General features: G+C 70.4%; 14 protein-coding genes. 12 read left to right on the top strand and 2 right to left on the bottom strand.

Going from position 1 to position 16,733, the window contains the following annotated elements; all coding sequences use genetic code 11:
- The first annotated feature begins 165 nt into the window (after positions 1 to 165).
- The 3 genes from pflB (at position 166) to IE308_RS00395 (ending at position 3,684) form a co-directional block, all read left to right on the top strand.
- Positions 166 to 2,427: a formate C-acetyltransferase gene (gene pflB, locus IE308_RS00405; RefSeq protein WP_190216066.1), complete on the top strand. Its 2,262-nt coding sequence runs from the start codon at positions 166 to 168 to the stop codon at positions 2,425 to 2,427.
- Positions 2,424 to 3,173 (top strand): pyruvate formate-lyase-activating protein, encoded by a 750-nt coding sequence (gene pflA / locus IE308_RS00400; protein WP_190216065.1) that lies wholly within the window; start codon positions 2,424 to 2,426, stop codon positions 3,171 to 3,173. The genes pflB and pflA overlap by 4 nt, the downstream gene beginning before the upstream one ends.
- A gap of 115 nt (positions 3,174 to 3,288) precedes the next feature.
- Complete coding sequence (locus IE308_RS00395; protein WP_190216064.1) at positions 3,289 to 3,684, top strand: VOC family protein; 396 nt, start codon at positions 3,289 to 3,291, stop codon at positions 3,682 to 3,684.
- A gap of 82 nt (positions 3,685 to 3,766) precedes the next feature.
- Here IE308_RS00395 and IE308_RS00390 read toward each other — a convergent pair whose 3' ends face one another.
- Positions 3,767 to 4,471 (bottom strand): response regulator, encoded by a 705-nt coding sequence (locus IE308_RS00390; RefSeq protein WP_190216063.1) that lies wholly within the window; start codon positions 4,469 to 4,471, stop codon positions 3,767 to 3,769.
- A gap of 263 nt (positions 4,472 to 4,734) precedes the next feature.
- On the opposite strand from IE308_RS00390, the gene IE308_RS00385 reads away from it, so the two are divergent.
- The 5 genes from IE308_RS00385 (at position 4,735) to IE308_RS00365 (ending at position 10,714) form a co-directional block, all read left to right on the top strand.
- Positions 4,735 to 5,640 (top strand): universal stress protein, encoded by a 906-nt coding sequence (locus IE308_RS00385; RefSeq protein ID WP_190216062.1) that lies wholly within the window; start codon positions 4,735 to 4,737, stop codon positions 5,638 to 5,640.
- A 75-nt stretch (positions 5,641 to 5,715) separates the two neighbouring features.
- Positions 5,716 to 6,594, top strand: coding sequence for a universal stress protein (locus IE308_RS00380; protein ID WP_190216061.1), 879 nt, complete (start codon positions 5,716 to 5,718; stop codon positions 6,592 to 6,594).
- A gap of 147 nt (positions 6,595 to 6,741) precedes the next feature.
- Positions 6,742 to 9,432, top strand: coding sequence for a bifunctional acetate--CoA ligase family protein/GNAT family N-acetyltransferase (locus tag IE308_RS00375; RefSeq protein WP_190216060.1), 2,691 nt, complete (start codon positions 6,742 to 6,744; stop codon positions 9,430 to 9,432).
- Between the two features lie 39 nt (positions 9,433 to 9,471).
- Positions 9,472 to 10,203 carry a CBS domain-containing protein gene (locus IE308_RS00370; RefSeq protein ID WP_190216059.1) on the top strand — a complete coding sequence of 244 codons (732 nt, stop codon included), beginning with the start codon at positions 9,472 to 9,474 and terminating at the stop codon, positions 10,201 to 10,203.
- Positions 10,204 to 10,219: 16 nt separating this feature from the next.
- Positions 10,220 to 10,714 carry a flavodoxin domain-containing protein gene (locus IE308_RS00365; RefSeq protein WP_190216058.1) on the top strand — a complete coding sequence of 165 codons (495 nt, stop codon included), beginning with the start codon at positions 10,220 to 10,222 and terminating at the stop codon, positions 10,712 to 10,714.
- A 95-nt stretch (positions 10,715 to 10,809) separates the two neighbouring features.
- On the opposite strand, the gene IE308_RS00360 is transcribed toward IE308_RS00365, so the two are convergent.
- The gene (locus tag IE308_RS00360; RefSeq protein ID WP_190216057.1) at positions 10,810 to 11,268 is read right to left on the bottom strand and encodes a hypothetical protein; all 459 of its coding nucleotides are present in this window, start codon (positions 11,266 to 11,268) and stop codon (positions 10,810 to 10,812) included.
- 401 nt (positions 11,269 to 11,669) lie between these two features.
- On the opposite strand from IE308_RS00360, the gene IE308_RS00355 reads away from it, so the two are divergent.
- The 4 genes from IE308_RS00355 (at position 11,670) to IE308_RS00340 (ending at position 16,524) form a co-directional block, all read left to right on the top strand.
- The gene (locus tag IE308_RS00355) at positions 11,670 to 12,551 is read left to right on the top strand and encodes a universal stress protein (protein WP_190217302.1); all 882 of its coding nucleotides are present in this window, start codon (positions 11,670 to 11,672) and stop codon (positions 12,549 to 12,551) included.
- A gap of 90 nt (positions 12,552 to 12,641) precedes the next feature.
- Positions 12,642 to 15,011 (top strand): glycoside hydrolase family 65 protein, encoded by a 2,370-nt coding sequence (locus IE308_RS00350; protein WP_190216056.1) that lies wholly within the window; start codon positions 12,642 to 12,644, stop codon positions 15,009 to 15,011.
- A gap of 255 nt (positions 15,012 to 15,266) precedes the next feature.
- Positions 15,267 to 16,172: a universal stress protein gene (locus tag IE308_RS00345; protein ID WP_229908632.1), complete on the top strand. Its 906-nt coding sequence runs from the start codon at positions 15,267 to 15,269 to the stop codon at positions 16,170 to 16,172.
- Positions 16,173 to 16,230: 58 nt separating this feature from the next.
- Complete coding sequence (locus IE308_RS00340) at positions 16,231 to 16,524, top strand: SHOCT domain-containing protein (protein ID WP_190216055.1); 294 nt, start codon at positions 16,231 to 16,233, stop codon at positions 16,522 to 16,524.
- Positions 16,525 to 16,733: the final 209 nt, after the last annotated feature.

Here is a 16,733-nt window from a genome sequence, read left to right as displayed (position 1 = left end):
GTCGTCAGGTCAGCTCCCGGCAGGTGCCGGGCGTCCCGGGGGCAGGGCCGGTCGGCCCCGGTCACGGGGCCGACCGGAACAGCAGCGCTGCCCTGACCGGCACTGCCCGCCGCACGGATCCCCGAGAAGGATCGATGGTGGAGCCACTCAGGGAGAGGACCTGTGATGACCACGACGACCGTGACAACCGGCAGCCGAACGGACGAGGCGTGGCGGGGTTTCGCCGGGACGACGTGGCGCGAGCGTATCGACGTCCGCGATTTCGTCCAGGCCACCTACACGCCCTACGAGGGCGACGCGTCGTTCCTGACCGGCCCCACGCGCCGCACCCGCGCCGTGTGGGAGAAGGTCAGCGCCCTGTTCCCGGAGGAGCGGCGAAGGGGCATCCACGATGTCGACCCGGCCACTCCTTCGACGATCACCTCGCACGCGCCGGGCTACATCGACCGCGACCGCGAACTGATCGTCGGCCTGCAGACCGACGCCCCGCTGAAGCGGGCGATCATGCCGAACGGCGGTCTGCGCATGGTCGAGAACAGTCTCAAGGCCTACGGCTATGCGCCCGACCCGTTCGTGACGAAGGTCTTCGGCACCTACCGCAAGACCCACAACGACGGTGTCTTCGACGCCTATACCCCCACCATGCGCGCCGCCCGCCGAGTCGGCGTCATCACCGGTCTGCCCGACGCGTACGGCCGCGGCCGGATCATCGGCGACTACCGGCGTGTGGCCCTGTACGGGACGGACCGCCTGATCGCCGCCAAGCGCGCCGAACGCGCCCTGCTGGACGCGCGGCCCTCCACCGAACACGTCATCCGCGACCGGGAGGAACTCGCCGAGCAGATCAGGGCGCTGGGGGAGCTGACGGAGATGGCGGCCGGCTACGGCTGTGACGTCTCCCGCCCCGCCGCGACCGCCCACGAGGCCGTCCAGTGGCTCTACCTCGGCTTCCTCGCGGCCGTGAAGGAGCAGAACGGCGCCGCCATGTCGCTGGGCCGCACCTCGACCTTCCTCGACGTCTACCTCCAGCGCGACCTGGCGGAGGGGCTGATCGACGAGACGCGCGCCCAGGAGCTGGTCGACGACTTCGTCATCAAGCTGCGGATCGTACGGTTCCTGCGCACCCCCGACTACGACGCCCTGTTCTCCGGCGACCCGACCTGGGTGACGGAGTCCATCGGCGGCATCGGCCTGGACGGCCGCCCGCTGGTCACCCGCACCTCGTTCCGCTTCCTGCAGACCCTGTACAACCTCGGCCCCGCCCCCGAGCCCAACCTGACCGTGCTGTGGTCGCCGCGGCTGCCGGCCGGCTTCAAGGAGTTCTGCGCCCGCGTCTCCATCGACACCAGCGCCGTCCAGTACGAGTCCGACGACCTGATGCGCCCCCGCACCGGCGACGACACCGCCATCGCGTGCTGCGTCTCCGCCATGGCCGTGGGCAGGCAGATGCAGTTCTTCGGCGCCCGCGTCAACCTCGCCAAGGCCCTGCTGTACGCCGTCAACGGCGGCCGCGACGAGATGACCGGCGAGCAGATCGCCCCCGAGATGCCCCCGCTGACCGGCGAGTACCTCGACCACGACGAGCTGGCAGCGGCCTACGACCGGGTCCTGGACTGGCTCGCCGAGACCTACGTCAACACGCTCAACGTCATCCACTGCATGCACGACAAGTACGCCTACGAGCGCCTGGAGATGGCCCTGCACGACCATCCCGTGCACCGCTTCATGGCCTGCGGCATAGCCGGCCTGTCGGTCGCCGCCGACAGCCTGTCCGCCGTCAAGTACGCGCGGGTGAAGGTGTTCCGCGACGCGAGCGGACTCGCCGTCGACTACCGCACCGAAGGGGACTACCCGGCGTACGGCAACAATGACGACCGCGCCGACGCGATCGCCGTCGGCCTCGTGGAGTCCTTCATGGCGAAGGTGCGCAAGCACCCCACCTACCGCGACGCCGAGCACACCCAGTCCGTGCTGACGATCACGAGCAACGTCGTCTACGGCAAGCACACCGGCAACACCCCCGACGGCCGCCGCGCGGGCGCGCCCTTCGCTCCCGGCGCCAACCCGATGAACGGCCGCGACCGGCACGGCGTCGTCGCCTCCGCCCTGTCCGTGGCGAAACTGCCGTACGAGCACGCCCGCGACGGCATCTCGCTGACCACGACCATCACCCCGGAAGGGCTCGGGCACGTCCCCGAGGACCGGGCGGGCAACCTGGTCGGCATCCTCGACGTCTACATGGCGGCCGGCGGCTTCCACATGAACGTCAACGTGCTGGACCGGGCCGTCCTGGAGGACGCCATGGAACACCCCGAGAAGTACCCGGAGCTGACCATCCGGGTCTCCGGGTACGCCGTCAACTTCGTCCGCCTGACCCGCGAGCAGCAGCTCGACGTGATCAGCCGCACCTTCCACGGCTCGCTGTGAACAGCGCCGCCGCCGGCCGGACCACCGGCCGGATCCACTCCTGGGACCTGTCCACCGGCGTGGACGGTCCCGGGACCCGGTTCGTCCTCTTCGTCAGCGGCTGCCCGCTGCGCTGCCTGTACTGCGCCAACCCCGACACCTGGCACCTGCGCGACGGGCGGGAGACGACCGTGGACGACGTCATGGCGGAGATCGGGAAGTACCGCGACTTCGTGACGACAGCCGGTGGGGGAGTCACGCTCACCGGCGGCGAGCCGCTGCTCCAGCCCACCTTCACCGCCGTTGTACTGCGCCGCTGCAAGGCAGCCGGCCTGCACACCGCCCTGGACACCTCCGGCTTCCTCGGCACCCGGGCGAGCGACGAACTCCTCGCGGACACGGACCTGGTGCTGCTGGACATCAAGTCCTTCAACGCCGGCACATACCGCAGACTGACCGGCGGCGAGCTGGCCCCTACGCTCGATTTCGCCACCCGTCTCGACCGTCTCGGCAAGCGCATGTGGATCCGCTACGTCCTGGTCCCCGGCTGGACCGACGACCCGGAGGCCGTCGAGGGCCTCGCCCGCTTCGTCACCGGCCTCGGCAGCGTCGAGCGGGTCGACGTGCTGCCGTTCCACAAGCTGGGCGCGACCAAGTACGACGCCCTCGGTATCCCTTTCCCGCTCCGGGACACACCCGTACCCGACTCCCGGCTCACCGAACGGGTCCGCACGCAGTTCCGCGCCCACGGACTCGCCGCTCACTGATGACGGAGTCTCGTATGGCCCTGGGCCGTGGCCCGAACGGACTGGGGCCAATAGGATCTCTGATCTGTCGGGCGGGCGACCCACGCTGAGCCCGTCCGCACTATCGGGGAGAAGCATGACAAGCAGGTTCACCGAGTTGACCGTCGACTGCCATGATCCGGAGAGGCTCGCGGCCTTCTGGTACGAGGTCCTGGACTTCAAGGTGATCGACCGGAGCGAGGACAAGGTCGAGATCGGCTCCTGGGTGCCGACCGTCGAGGAGGTCCGGGCCCGCCAGATGCCTCCCACTCTGATGTTCATCCGTGTGCCGGAGGGCAAGTCCGTCAAGAACCGGCTTCACCTCGACGTGAGCCCGATCGACTGCAGCACCGAGGACGAGGTGACCCGACTGCTCGGTCTCGGTGCCGTCAAGGTGGACGTCGGCCAGGGCCCGGACCGGAGCTGGGTGGTCATGGCCGACCCCGAGGGCAACGAGTTCGACGTTCTGCGCAGCTTGGCGCCGCAGGCCTAGTGGTGAGCGACAACGTGGTGACCGTGTGCGCCCGGCGGGGTCGGGGTGAGGTTGACGGGGCCCGTTCTTCCGCTCGCCGGCCTCATCGCCCGTGATACTCGCTCGGCGGCGGCGACTGCTCCAGGTGTGAGGCGAGGACGGCAGCCTGGACACGCCGCTGCACCCCGAGCTTGGCCAGGAGGCGGGAGATGTGGTTCTTGACGGTTTTCTCGGACAGGTAGAGCTTCCTGCCGATCTCTCGGTTCGTGAGCCCATCCCCGATGAGGGCGAGAATGTCGCGCTCGCGCGGCGACAGGCTCGCCAGCTCGGGTGCCATGGTCGGTTCTTGGGACGGGTCGGCGCGCAGTGAGCGCATCAGCCGGGCAGTCGTCTCCGGGTCGAGCATGGACCGCCCGGTGGCGACCGTGCGCACCGCCGAGACCAGGTCAGAGCCCTTGATCTGCTTGAGTACGTACCCGGAGGCCCCGGCCATGATGGCGTCGAGCAGCGCCTCCTCGTCGTCGAACGAGGTCAGCATGAGACAGGCGAGCTCGGGCATCCGGCTGCGCAGCTCGCGGCAGACGGTGATGCCGTCGCCGTCCGGCAGGCGTACGTCGAGGACGGCCACGTCGGGGCGGAGCGCCGGGCCGCGAGCGAGGGCATGTTCGACGGTGCCGGCGTCGCCGACCACCGAGATGTCGGGTTCCGCGTCCAGGAGGTCGGCCAGGCCGCGGCGCACGACCTCATGGTCGTCGAGCAGGAAGACCCTGATGGGGCGCTCTTCGGTGAACGTGCGCGGCTCGGTCATGTCGACCCCTCGTTCCGCAGAAGAAAGCCGGGGGCGGATTGCAGGCCGCCTGACAACGATCATCGCGCGCCGGGATCGTATGCACCAGGGCCGATCGGCCCCACTGGTACCGGGGGAGCGGTCTTCGCCCGTACCGGCTGTGGATCACCTTCGCCTCTTGCCGTAGGGCCGGTCGGTCCCGGCACGGGACCTGCGGCCCCTCCAAACGGACGCCTCCGAACGCGACGCTGAAACCGTCAGACCCCGCTCGGGAGGTGGAGAGCATGACCCGCATGATCACCGTCGGCCTCGACGGCTCGCCCGAGAGCCGCGCCGCTGCCGAGTGGGCGGCTCGTGAGGCGAAGCTGCGCGGCCTGCCGCTGAAGCTGGTCCATGTCTGGGAGCCGGTACCGGAGCCCATGGCACAAGCCCCGCTCCTCGGCGCCGAGACCCATCAGCACTGGACCGAGAGGGTCCCCCGCGAATCGGCAAAGGGTCTCCGGCTGCGTCACCCCGGCATCGAGGTGACCACCGAGCATGTCGCCGGCCGCCCGAGCGAGGTGCTCCGCGAAGTCGCCAAGGACGGCGAGCTGATCGTCCTCGGATCGCGAGGCCTGAGCGGCGTCGGCGGGTTCGTGGTCGGTTCGGTCGGCCTGGCGGTGGTGGCGCATGCCGAGCGCCCTGTGATCCTCGTCCGGTCCGGCGAACAAGCGGCCGACGAACATGAGACGGACCCCGCAGGCATTCCGTCCGCGGCGACGCGGTACCGGCCGGTCGTGCTGGGCCTCGACATCGACAGCCTTGACGCGTCGGTGATCGACTTCGCCTTTGAGGCGGCCGCGCTGCGCGACACCGGCCTGCGGGTCGTGCACGGCTGGAACCTGCCCCCGTACTTCGTCTACGGCGCGACCGCCGACCTGGCACGGTACGACCAGGTCGCCCGATGGCATGCTGCCGCGCTCGCCGAGGCACTGGGCCTGTGGCGGCAGAAGTACCCGGCCGTCGAGGTCGTCGAGGAATCCCGCTCGGGCAGCCCGGCGGGCCACCTGATCGACGCCTCTCACGAGGCCTCGCTGGTCGTCGTCGGCCGGCGGATCCGCCGCAACCCGTTCGGAGTGCACATCGGCCCCGTCACCCATGCCGTTCTGCACCACGCCACGGCCCCCGTCGCCGTCGTCGCTCACGACTGACGCACGGCTGAAGAGGCGGTCCAGGAAGGCGGCGGCGGCCCGCGTGGGGCAGTCCGCCCAGAAGGGACGAGGACAATGGCCCTGCCGATCGTCGTCGGTGTGGACGGCTCCGAGGCCGGCCTTCAGGCCGCGGACTGGGGGGCCGACGAGGCCGCGCTGCGCGGGGTGCCACTGCGTCTGGTGCACGCCTCGCTGTGGGAGTCCTACGAACGCGCTGTCTTCCCAGGCGCACCCGAGACGTCGGAGCGGGTACTCAGGGACGTTCTCGTGGAGGCCGCGGTCAAGCGCGTCCAGCAGCGAGTCCCGGACATGAAGATCGTCACTCAGGTGGTGGCCGAGGGGCCGGTGCCCCTGCTCGTGCAGGAGGCGCACGGTGCTTCGGCGCTGATCCTCGGATCGCGCGACCGCAGCGGCGTCGCCGAGCTGCTGCCGGACTCGGTCAGCCTGGCTGTGGCCGGCCGAGCCGAGTGTCCGGTGATCGTGGTCCGCGGCGGCAGCGAGGACAGGGACGGGGCCGTAACGCGTGGCCGTGTCGTGCTCGGCGTCGGCGAGGAGGGGGCAAGCGCGAACGCCATCCGGTTCGCCCTGGAGGAAGCGGAGCGGCGGGGCGCGGTACTGGAAGCCGTTCGTGCTTGGGTGCGCCCCGGACACGCGCCTGCCGGCCACCCGTTGATCAAGGGGGAACCGGCCCACGCACGTGAGCAGTCGGCGGTGCAGGCGCTGGACGCGGCACTCGGCGAAGTCCCGGCGGGTGTGCGCCTGCACAGGCGTGTCGTGGAGGGGTCCGCCCGGCACGTGCTTCTGGACGCCTCCCACGAGGCAGACCTGCTGGTGCTGGGGGCGCGACGCCGTCCTGGGCACTTCGGACTGCACCTCGGCAGGGTCGCTCACGCGGCGCTGACCCGTTCCTCCTGTCCGGTCGCCGTGGTGCCCGAGCAGGCGCAACACATCTGATGCGCTGCTGCCGAGCCAACTGCTCCACACGGACCGAACAACGGCCGCGCAGGGCCGATCGGTCCCCGGACGACCCCGGACAGCCCATGGGACGGCTCACGAATCCGATGAATTCTTGAAATGCCGAGAGGCTGGGAGGCGACCACCATGACGACGCACGACGCGCTCGACCGACCTCCGGTCCATGCCCTGCTCGTGGACGGCACCACCGTGTGCATTCGCCCGGTGCGGCAGAGTGATCATGACCGGTTGCAGGGCTTCTACGAGGAGATGTCCCCGGAGAATCTGCGGCTGCGGTTCTTCGCGGCGAGCCGTCGTTCCGCGGAGATGGCCGCCGATCGGGCCTGCGCTCCGGCACGGCCGGGCTACCAGGCCCTGCTCGCCGAGGCACGCGGCCAGGTGATCGGCCTCGCCGAGTACGACACCGGCGACGACAAGGACACGGCCGAGATCTCCGTCGCGGTCGCGGACGGGCTGCACCACCACGGTGTGGGCACGTTGCTCGTCGAGCACCTGGTCTCCGCAGCCCGCGCCGACGGCATCACCGCCTTCACGGCCGATGCGCTGGGCGAGAACCACAAAATCCTCCGCCTCTTTGCCGACCTGGGCCTTCGCACTGCCCGGCACTTCGACGGGCCCGAGGTGCGCTGCACCATCAGGCTCGACCAGGACGACGCCTATCTGTCCGCCGTGGAAGAGCGGGGCCGGGCCGCCGACGTGGCCAGTCTGCAACCGCTCTTCCATCCTGACGCGGTCGCCGTCATCGGCGCCGGGCGCAGGCCCGGGTCGGTCGGCCGGGCGATTCTCCATCACCTGAAGGCGGGCGGCTTCACCCGCCGCCTCTTCGCGGTGAATCCGGCCGCGACCGCGATCCTCGGCGTACCCTCCTACCCGTCGGTCAGCGCTCTGCCCCGACCCCCCGACCTCGCCGTCCTCGCCGTGCCCGCCGCAGCGGTGCCGGCCATCGCCGAGGAGTGCGGAAGGGCGGGCGTCCGTGCCCTCCTCGCCGTCACCGCCGGTCTCGACGCCCACCAGGCGCGGACGCTCATGGCCGCCTGCCGCACCTTTGGGATGCGGCTTGTCGGCCCTAACTGCCTCGGCATTTCCAACACGGAGCTGCACCTCGACGCGACCTTCGCCGCCGACCACCCGCGGCCCGGCACCGCGGGGGTCGCCGTCCAGTCCGGCGGCGTCGGGATCGCTCTCCTGGACGGGCTGTCCCGCCTCGGTATCGGGGTGTCCACCTTCGCCTCCCTGGGCGACAAGTACGACGTCAGCGGCAACGACATGCTCCAGTGGTGGGAGAGTGACAGAGTTACCGATCTCGCCCTGCTGCACCTGGAGTCCTTCGGCAACCCGCGGGCCTTCTCCCGTACCGCTCGGCGCGTGACCCGCCGCATGCCCGTGCTCACCGTGGACGCCGGACGCACCGAGGCCGGCCGACGGGCCGCCGCCTCGCATACCGCTGCCGCCGCCACCCGCACCATGACCCGGCAAGCGCTCTTCACCCAGGCCGGCATCACCAGTACGCGCTCGATCGGCGAACTCCTCGAAACCGCTGCCCTCCTGCACTCCCAGCCCCTGCCGTCGGGCACCCGCGTCGCCGTCGTCACCAACGCGGGCGGCGCCGGCGTCCTGGCCGCCGACGCCTGCGCGGAGGCCGGGCTCACCCTGCCGACGCGCCGCTTCCCGCTGACTCTCGCCCTTCAGTCCGTGCTGCCCGGCGGTGCCGCTGTCAGCAATCCGCTGGACTGCACGGCCGCGGTGACGGAGGAGCAACTCGCGACGTGCATCGACCAGCTGGTGCGGGACGACGGTACGGACGCCGTACTCGCGGCCCTCGTACCCACCGCGGTCGCCGCCGCGACCGGTGACGACCTGGTGAGGGCCCTCACCCGCGGACGCGCACACCCGGCCAAGCCGGTCGCCGTCGTACGTCTGGAGCAGGACGTGCCGGTGACACTGCTGCCCGCAGGTGAGGGCGGCACGATCCCGTCGTACGCCGAGCCGCAGGCGGCGGCACGGGCGCTGGCCCATGCGGCGCGTCGCGCCGCCTGGCTCGCCAGGCCGCTCGGAACGGTCCCGGAGCTCGATGGCGTCGACACGGAACACGCCCACGAGATCGCTGAGACGTATCTCGTGGCACAACCGGACGGCGGCTGGCTCGACCCGCAGACCTGTACGGCACTCCTCGACTGCTACGGCATCCCCCAGATCCCCTGGGCGTGGGCGGAGACCGAGGACGACGCCGTCCGCGTCGCCCGGCGGCTGCGTGGTGCGGACGGCCGGGTGGTCGTGAAGGCGTACTGGCCGGGCCTTGTGCACAAGAGCGAGAAGCGTGCCGTCCACCTCGACCTCCAGGGAGACGCCCAAGTGCGGTCCGCCTTCCGTGACTTCCGGACACGCTTCGGCGAACAGCTGGTCGGCGTGGTCGTCCAGCCGCTCGCCGCCCGCGGCACGGAACTCTTCGCCGGCGTCGTCCAGGACGAGGTGTTCGGACCGCTGGTCCTGTTCGGCCTCGGCGGTACGGCTACGGAGGTGCTGGCCGATCACGCGGCCCGGCTCGCCCCGCTCACCGACCACGACGTGCACGACCTGATCACGTCCCCGCGCTGCGCACCGCTGTTGTTCGGCTCGCGCGGCAGCCCGCCTGTCGATCTCGCGGGCCTGGAGCAACTGCTTCTGCGCCTGTCGCGGATGGCGAGCGATCTGCCGCAGCTCGCGGAGGCCGACTTCAACCCCGTTCTCGCGACACCCGGTGCGGTCAGTGTGCTCGACGCCCGCCTGCGTCTGGTGCCACGCCGGGCTCAGGACCCCTATCTGCGCCGACTCCGCTGAGCCGGCTCAGCCAGGCGATACAGCTGAGGAGGCACCGCCGTGAAACACAACAAGGTCGGCTCCGTCATGGCCACGGACGTGGTCCGGGCGGTGTACGGAACCCCGTTCAAGGAAGTGGCGCGGCTGCTCGCCGACCACCGGATCAGCGGACTGCCCGTAGTGGACGAGGACGACCGGGTCATCGGCGTCATCTCCGAGACAGACTTGATCGCCCATCAGGTCACTACCGCCGACCGACCGCAGGCCCACCGCCTCTTCCGGTTCGCCGCACTGACGCCCGCCACCCGGCGCCGGGCCGCGAAGGCCGCCGCCCGCACCGCCGGCCGGCTGATGAGCACACCGCCCGTCACCGTGCACGCCGACGACACCATCGTCGAGGCGGCTCGAACCATGGCGGAGCGGCATGTGGAGCGGCTACCGGTACTCGACGAAGAGGAACGGCTGGTCGGCATCGTCACCCGCCGCGACCTGCTCCAGGTCTTCCTGCGGCCCGACGCGGACATCCGTGCCGAGGTGATCGACGACGTACTGGTGCATGCCCTGTGGCTGGCACCCGGCACCATCGACGTCTCCGTCACGGGAGGCGTGGTCACACTCACCGGTCAGCTGGAACGCAGAAGCGAGACGGAGATCGCCGTCTCCATGACCCGGCAGATCGACGGCGTGGTGGCGGTCGTCGGCAAGCTCACCTGGCGCCTGGACGACGCGCGTCTGCGCCCGGACGAACAGGCGCTCCACGGCGTGGCCGACAACTGGCTGCGCAAACGGTGAAGGGAGGCGGACCATCATGCCGAGGAACGTGCTGGTCGCCTACGGAACGACAAACGGCTCGACTGCTGAGATCGCCGAGGCCATCGCGGAGGTCCTCCGCAAGGACGGCCTGACGGTCGAGGCACTCCCGGCCCGGTCCGTGCCGAGCGTGGCGCCGTACGACGCCGTCGTGATCGGCGGCGGGCTGTACGCCGGGCGCTGGCACAAGGACGCCCGCCGCTTCGTCCGGCGCCACGGCAAGAACCTGGCCGAACGCCCCCTGTGGTTCTTCAGCAGTGGTCCGCTCGACGCCTCCGCCTCGGAGCGGGACATTCCGCCCGTGCCAGGGGTGCACAAGGCCATGATCCGGCTCGACGCCAAGGGGCACGTCACGTTCGGCGGCTGCCTGCAGGAGGGCGCGAAGGGATGGGTGGCCCGGATGATCCTCCGCAACGGAAAGGGCGGTGACTTCCGCGACTTCGGTCAGATCGAGGCGTGGGCGGCGCGGATCGGCCAGGAGCTGACCAATTGACGGGAACGGGGGAGGGGGAGGGAACGCATGCCGGCCGGCCCTGATGCCCACATCCACGGCGGCGGCCGGTCTGCCGGCGCCCTGGGGGGCTGGGCTCAGCCCTGATGACTTGCCTCAAGGCGATCTCCGAAGTGCCCGGAGACCCAGTCGTCGATCACCTTCGGGTATGCGTTGATCAGGTCCCAGGGAAGAGACTGCCGCCACTCTTCGAGGTGGTAGCCCCACTGCGAGACGATGTTGCGGCCCGCCGCCAAGTCGCGGACCCCGGAGCGCAGGCGGGCCGCATGTTCGAGGATGTGCCTTTCGCGCACCACGGAGATGTCGCCGACACCGGCTCCTTCGTGTGCGATGAGGTTCCGCGCCTCCCTGGCCCGCTGGAGAATGTCCGCGAGCTCTTCCGAGGCTGTCATGTGTCCGATCAGTCGGCGCAGTGTAGGTCCGAGCACCTCGTCCTTAGGAAGCGCGGCGACGATGGCGTCGAAGGAGGCGACCTCATCCGCGTCGTCGTGCGCCTCGATCAAGTTGACGCAGCGCACGATCCAGCGGCACTTCATTTCAAAGGCGTCGGCGAGGTGAAGTCAGCGTCCCGCCGAGAGGAAGAGCGCATCCAACAGCTCCGGCTCACGTGGAGGCAAGTGGCCCAGCGACCAAGCCATGCTGGTACCGCAGTGGCCCTGTCCAGCGTATTTTCCGGGCGCTGCGCTCCAGGACGGCGGTCGTGTGGTGGTCGGACATCGTTCCCGCGGAGGGACCGTGGGACTGGCTGCCCGACCGCTGCCTCGCCGCCGTCACCCTTGCCAGCACGCTCTATGGCTCACCCTGGGATGCGCCCGGCGGTCACGCACATGGGCCGAACGGTCCTGCCAGGGGCCACGCAGCCCCTCTTGCCGGGCTGTCCCGGGTGCGACGGTGGGAGTGGACCTGAAAGCTGCCCGAGGATGAGGCGGTGGGCACGATGACGCAGGAACTTCCCCTGGTCGTGGGCGTCGATGGATCGGACGGCAGCCTGCTGGCGGTCGACTGGGCGGCGGACGAGGCCGCCCGGCACGGCCTTCCGCTGCGCCTGATCTACGCCTCCCTCTGGGAACGCTACGAGGGCACCACACCGTCGCTCACTCTGGAACGCCCGTCGTCGGTGGTGATGGCCGAGCACATCGTCGCCTCCGCTGCGGAGCGCGTCGAGCGGCGGAATCCCGATGTGAAGGTCTCCACCGACGTCCTCGCAGCCGAAGCGGTGGACGCGCTCCTGCACGAGGGCAACAACGCCACCGCCCTGATCACCGGGTCCCGTGGCCGCAGTGAGCTGACCGGTCTGTTGCTCGGCTCCGTCGGACTGGCTGTCGCCGCCCGCGCGCACTGCCCCGTGATCGTGGTACGGGGCGACAAGGTCGGCCTGGCCGGTACCCACGAGCGGATCCTCCTCGGCGCAGGGGACCCGGCGGCCAGCGGGGAGGCGACGCGGTTCGCCTTCGGCGAGGCCGCGGTCCGCGGTGGCACGCTCGACGTGGTGCGGACCTGGCGCTGCCCCGCACACGAGACCGCCGACACCGCCGCGCTCGCCGAGGCCCCCGCCCGGGAACACGAGGAGCAGGCCCGCACCGAGCTGGACGAACTGCTGCGTGACATGGCCGGCGCCCACCCGGAGGTGCGGCTGAGCCGGACGACGGTGGAGGGGCCGGCCCACAAGGTCCTGGTGCACCTCTCGTCCGCGGCCGACCTCGTGATCGTCGGAGCCCGGCGCCGGCAGGGCCACTTCGGTCTCCAGCTCGGGCGGGTCGCTCACACGCTCCTGCACCACGCCCAGTGCCCGGTGGCCGTCGTGCCGCAGCGGGTGTGAGCACGGCCCCACCCTGGAACTCGGGACGATGTGCAAGCTCCGGGCCAACCCGGTGGGTCCGTTCGAACGGCTCGAAGGGGAGACAGCCTCGTGACGAACGGGACCTGGGAGTACGCGGGCTACCGCCCCGCAGACGAGCGGCTGAGAGAGTCCCTGTGCACCCTGGGCAACGGCTATCTCGCCACTCGTGGAGCGCTGCCCGAGTGTGATGCCGACGACGTGCACTATCCGGGCACGTACGTGGCGGGCTGCTACAACCGGCTCACCTCGGAAGTCGCTGGGCGCCGGGTCGAGAACGAGGACATGGTCAACCTCCCCAACTGGCTGCCGCTGCGGTTCCGCCTCGCGGAGGGGGAGTGGCTGACGCCGGAGACGGCGACCGTGCTCGAGCACCGTCAGCTTCTCCACCTGGACGCCGGGCTGCTGGAGCGCCACACCCGGTACGCGCTCGGCGAGGGCCGGGTGCTGTCCGTGCGGCAGCAGCGATTGGTGCACATGGCCGACCCGCACCTGGCGGCCTTGCGCACCGAGTTCACCGCCGAGAACTTCGCCGGGGAACTCGAGGTCGAAGCCGCGCTCGACGGCGGCGTCACCAACGCCGGTGTGCCCCGCTACCGAGAGCTGGACGGATGCCATCTGACCCATGTGCACACCGGCACGGCCGTACCCGGCGCGGTGTGGCTGCGCTGTCGTACTCGCACCTCGGACATTCAGATCGGCATGACCGCCCGGCTCACGGCCCCGGCGCCGGTCGCGGACCAGCCCGGGGAATCGCGCGCGGTGCAGACCCTCAAGCTGTCCCTCAGCCGCGCCCGGACCGCCATAGCCGACAAGGCCGTCGCCGTGCACACGTCCCGAGACCCTGCGATCAGCGACCCGCTGCAGGCAGCCATCGACCGGCTGAGCGCGGCGCCCGGTATCGACGACCTGCTTGCCTCGCACCGCACGGCCTGGGGCCAGCTGTGGCGCCGTGCCGAACTCGACGTGGCCGGGGAAGCCGGCCACATCCTGCGCCTGCACCTCTTCCACGTGCTGCAGACCCTCTCCCCGCACACGGCGGACCTGGACGTCGGCGTGCCCGCCCGCGGACTCCACGGCGAGGCCTACCGCGGCCATGTCTTCTGGGACGAAGTGTTCGTGCTGCCGTATCTCAACCTCCACTTCCCGGAGGTGTCCCGAGCCCTGCTGCGCTACCGCCACCGACGCCTGGACCGGGCCCGCGCCGCGGCCCGCGCGATCGGCCGCCGGGGCGCGCTGTACCCGTGGCAGAGCGGCAGCGACGGACGTGAGGAGACACAGCGGCTGCACCTCAACCCCCGCTCGGGCCGCTGGCTGCCCGACCACTCCCATCTCCAGCATCACGTCGGGTCGGCGATCGCGTACAACGTGTGGCAGTACTGCGAGGCCAGCGGGGACGCCGAGTTTCTGCACACAAAAGGCGCCGAGATGCTGCTGCAGATCGCCCGGTTCTGGGCCGACTCGGCCACCTGGGACGAGAACCTGGGACGGCACCGCATCCGGGGTGTGGTCGGGCCCGACGAGTACCACGAGGCCTACCCGGACGCCACCACACCAGGCCTGGACGACAACGCCTACACCAACGTCACGGCCGCCTGGGTGCTCGCCCGCACCCTGGAGGTGCTGCGCGCCTTGCCCGAGCCCCGCCGCCGTGAACTCGCCGAACGGACCGGCCTGGACGACGCAGAACTCGGACAGTGGGACCACATCTCCCGCACCCTCTACGTGCCCTTCCACGACGGCGTCATCAGCCAGTTCCACGGCTACGGGGATCTCGCAGAACTGAACTGGGACGACTACCGAAAGCGGTACGACGACATCCGGAGGCTGGACCGGATCCTGGAGGCGGAGGGCGACACCGTCAACCGCTACAAGGCGTCGAAACAGGCCGATGCGCTGATGCTCGGCTATCTCTTCACGCCGACAGAACTTCACGCCCTGTTCGGTCGACTGGGCTACGGGCTGGACGCCGAGACGTGGCGGCGCACCGTCGACTACTACCTTGACCGCACCAGCCACGGCTCCACCCTCAGCGGCCTGGTGCACGGCTGGATCCTGGCCCGCGCCCGCCGCGCCGAGGCGTGGACGTTCTGTCACGAGGCGTTGCGCGGAGACATCGCCGATGTCCAGGGCGGCACCACCGGTGAGGGAATCCACCTGGGAGCCATGGCCGGCACACTCGACCTGGTCCAACGGGGACTGACCGGCCTGGACACGCGCGCCGGGGCGTTGTGGCTGGACCCGGTACCCATGCCGGAGCTGTCGTCGTACGGCTTCTCGATCCGGTACCAGAACCACTGGGGCATACGGCTGCGACTGGCCCGCGGCCTCCTGCAGATCACCGTACCGCCGTCCGACCTCCCACCGATCGACGTCCAGCTGTCCGACCGGGCGGTGAGCATCCAGCCGGGGGAGACGTGCCGGCTTCTGCTGCCCGACTGACGGCCACGCCGTCCGCTGCCTCCGCGGTATCCGCGAAAGACCTTCATGTGGGACGCATGGCCTCCGATCGGGCCGTGTGGCCCCTCCCCTTCGCATCATCACGGCATGACGCTGGTATCAGGAGCGACCGACCTCTATGGCCGTGTCAGTCACGGTGCAGCCCATCGGCTGCCTGGTGGGCAGGGCACCTACGCGTGACACGTGCGGGGCCCCCGTCTACATGGCCCGCACCCGTACAAGGCGATCAGGAAGGTGATGGCCGTGATCACGCAAGTTGTGGCCGGTGTGGACGGCACGCCTGAGGGCCTCGCCGCAGCCGAGTGGGCGGCCAGGGAAGCCATGCGCCGCGGGCGGCCGCTCCGGCTCGTACACGCGTGGGAGGTAGGTCTGCCGGAAGCAGCCACTGAAGCGGCGCTGCCGGAGCTGAGGGCCCCTCAGCTCCATGCCCGTCAGGTACTGCGCACAGCACTCGACCGGGTCGGCGAGCGCTACCCGCACCTGTCCGTCACCGCAGAGCAGGTGTGCAGGCTGCCCGTCCCCGCCTTGCTCGCCGAGGCCGAGAACGCCGACCTGCTGGTCATCGGCAGCCAAGGGCCCAGCGGCTTGGGCGGCTTCGTCTCGGGTTCCGTCGCCATGGCCACCGTCGCCCGCATCGAGCGGCCGATCGTTCTCGTACGAGCGGGCGCGACCGCGGAGAACGAACATCTGCCGGACAGTGACGGGAAGCCCTCGCTTCACACCCCCTTCCGCGATGTCGCGGTCGCCGTGGATGTCGACGGTGCATGCGACGAGGTCCTCGACTTCGCGTTCCAAGCCGCCGACCTGCGTCGAGCGCCGCTGCGGGCTGTGCACGCCTGGCACGTACCGTTCTCGCGCGGTCTCCCTGATGCCGAAGAACGCACACGGATCAGGACCGAGTCGGAACGCGAGCTGGGGAAGTTGCTCGAACCCTGGCGCAACAAATACCCCGCCGTCGTCGTCAAGGAGAACCTCCATGAGGGGCGGCCGGCACGCGTCCTCGCCCGCGCTGCGGGCGGCGCGGGCCTGCTGGTGGTGGGCAGCCGCCGGCGCCACGCCGCGGCCGGCCCACGCACCGGACACGTCGCCCACGCGTTGATCCACCACGTGGGCTGCCCGGTCGCGCTGGTGCCGCACGAGTGACAGCTCGGACCCGATCGCTGTCAGTCGCGGGACCGGCAATTCGAGGGAGTGATTGAGGATGCTGTACTGGAATGCCCATGACATGACCGGCTGGGGCTGGTTCGTCATGTCACTGAGCATGGTGGTGTTCTGGGCCCTGCTGATCGCGGGCGGCGTCCTCCTCTTCCGCGCGGTGAAGCGTGCCGCCGCGGATGGAGAAGGACGGGATTCCGGGGCGACCGCCGAGCAGCTCCTCGCTGAGCGATTCGCAGGCGGTGAGATCGACGAGGACGAGTACAGGCGCCGACTGGCCGTCTTGCGGGAGCACAACTCCCTTGCGACACGCGCCCCGCGGTCATCGGCACAGCGATGAGTGGCCTGGCACGGGTGTCTGCCCGAGTCCGAGCTGTGGCTGACCCTGCAGCAACGGCCTTCACTCCCTGATAGCCAGGAGATCTTCAATTGATATCTCGCCCCTTGTGCTGACCCAGCGCCTTCGCAGATACGGTGATATCCGGGGCAAGCGGGTAAGGGGCCTCCCGTCAGAGGCTGCTGGCGCGGTGGATGTCGGTGGGAGTTCGG

It is taken from the genome of Streptomyces griseosporeus (genome assembly GCF_014656055.1).
Classification (GTDB): domain Bacteria; phylum Actinomycetota; class Actinomycetes; order Streptomycetales; family Streptomycetaceae; genus Streptomyces; species Streptomyces griseosporeus.
This window is presented reverse-complemented; position numbering and strand designations above follow the sequence as displayed.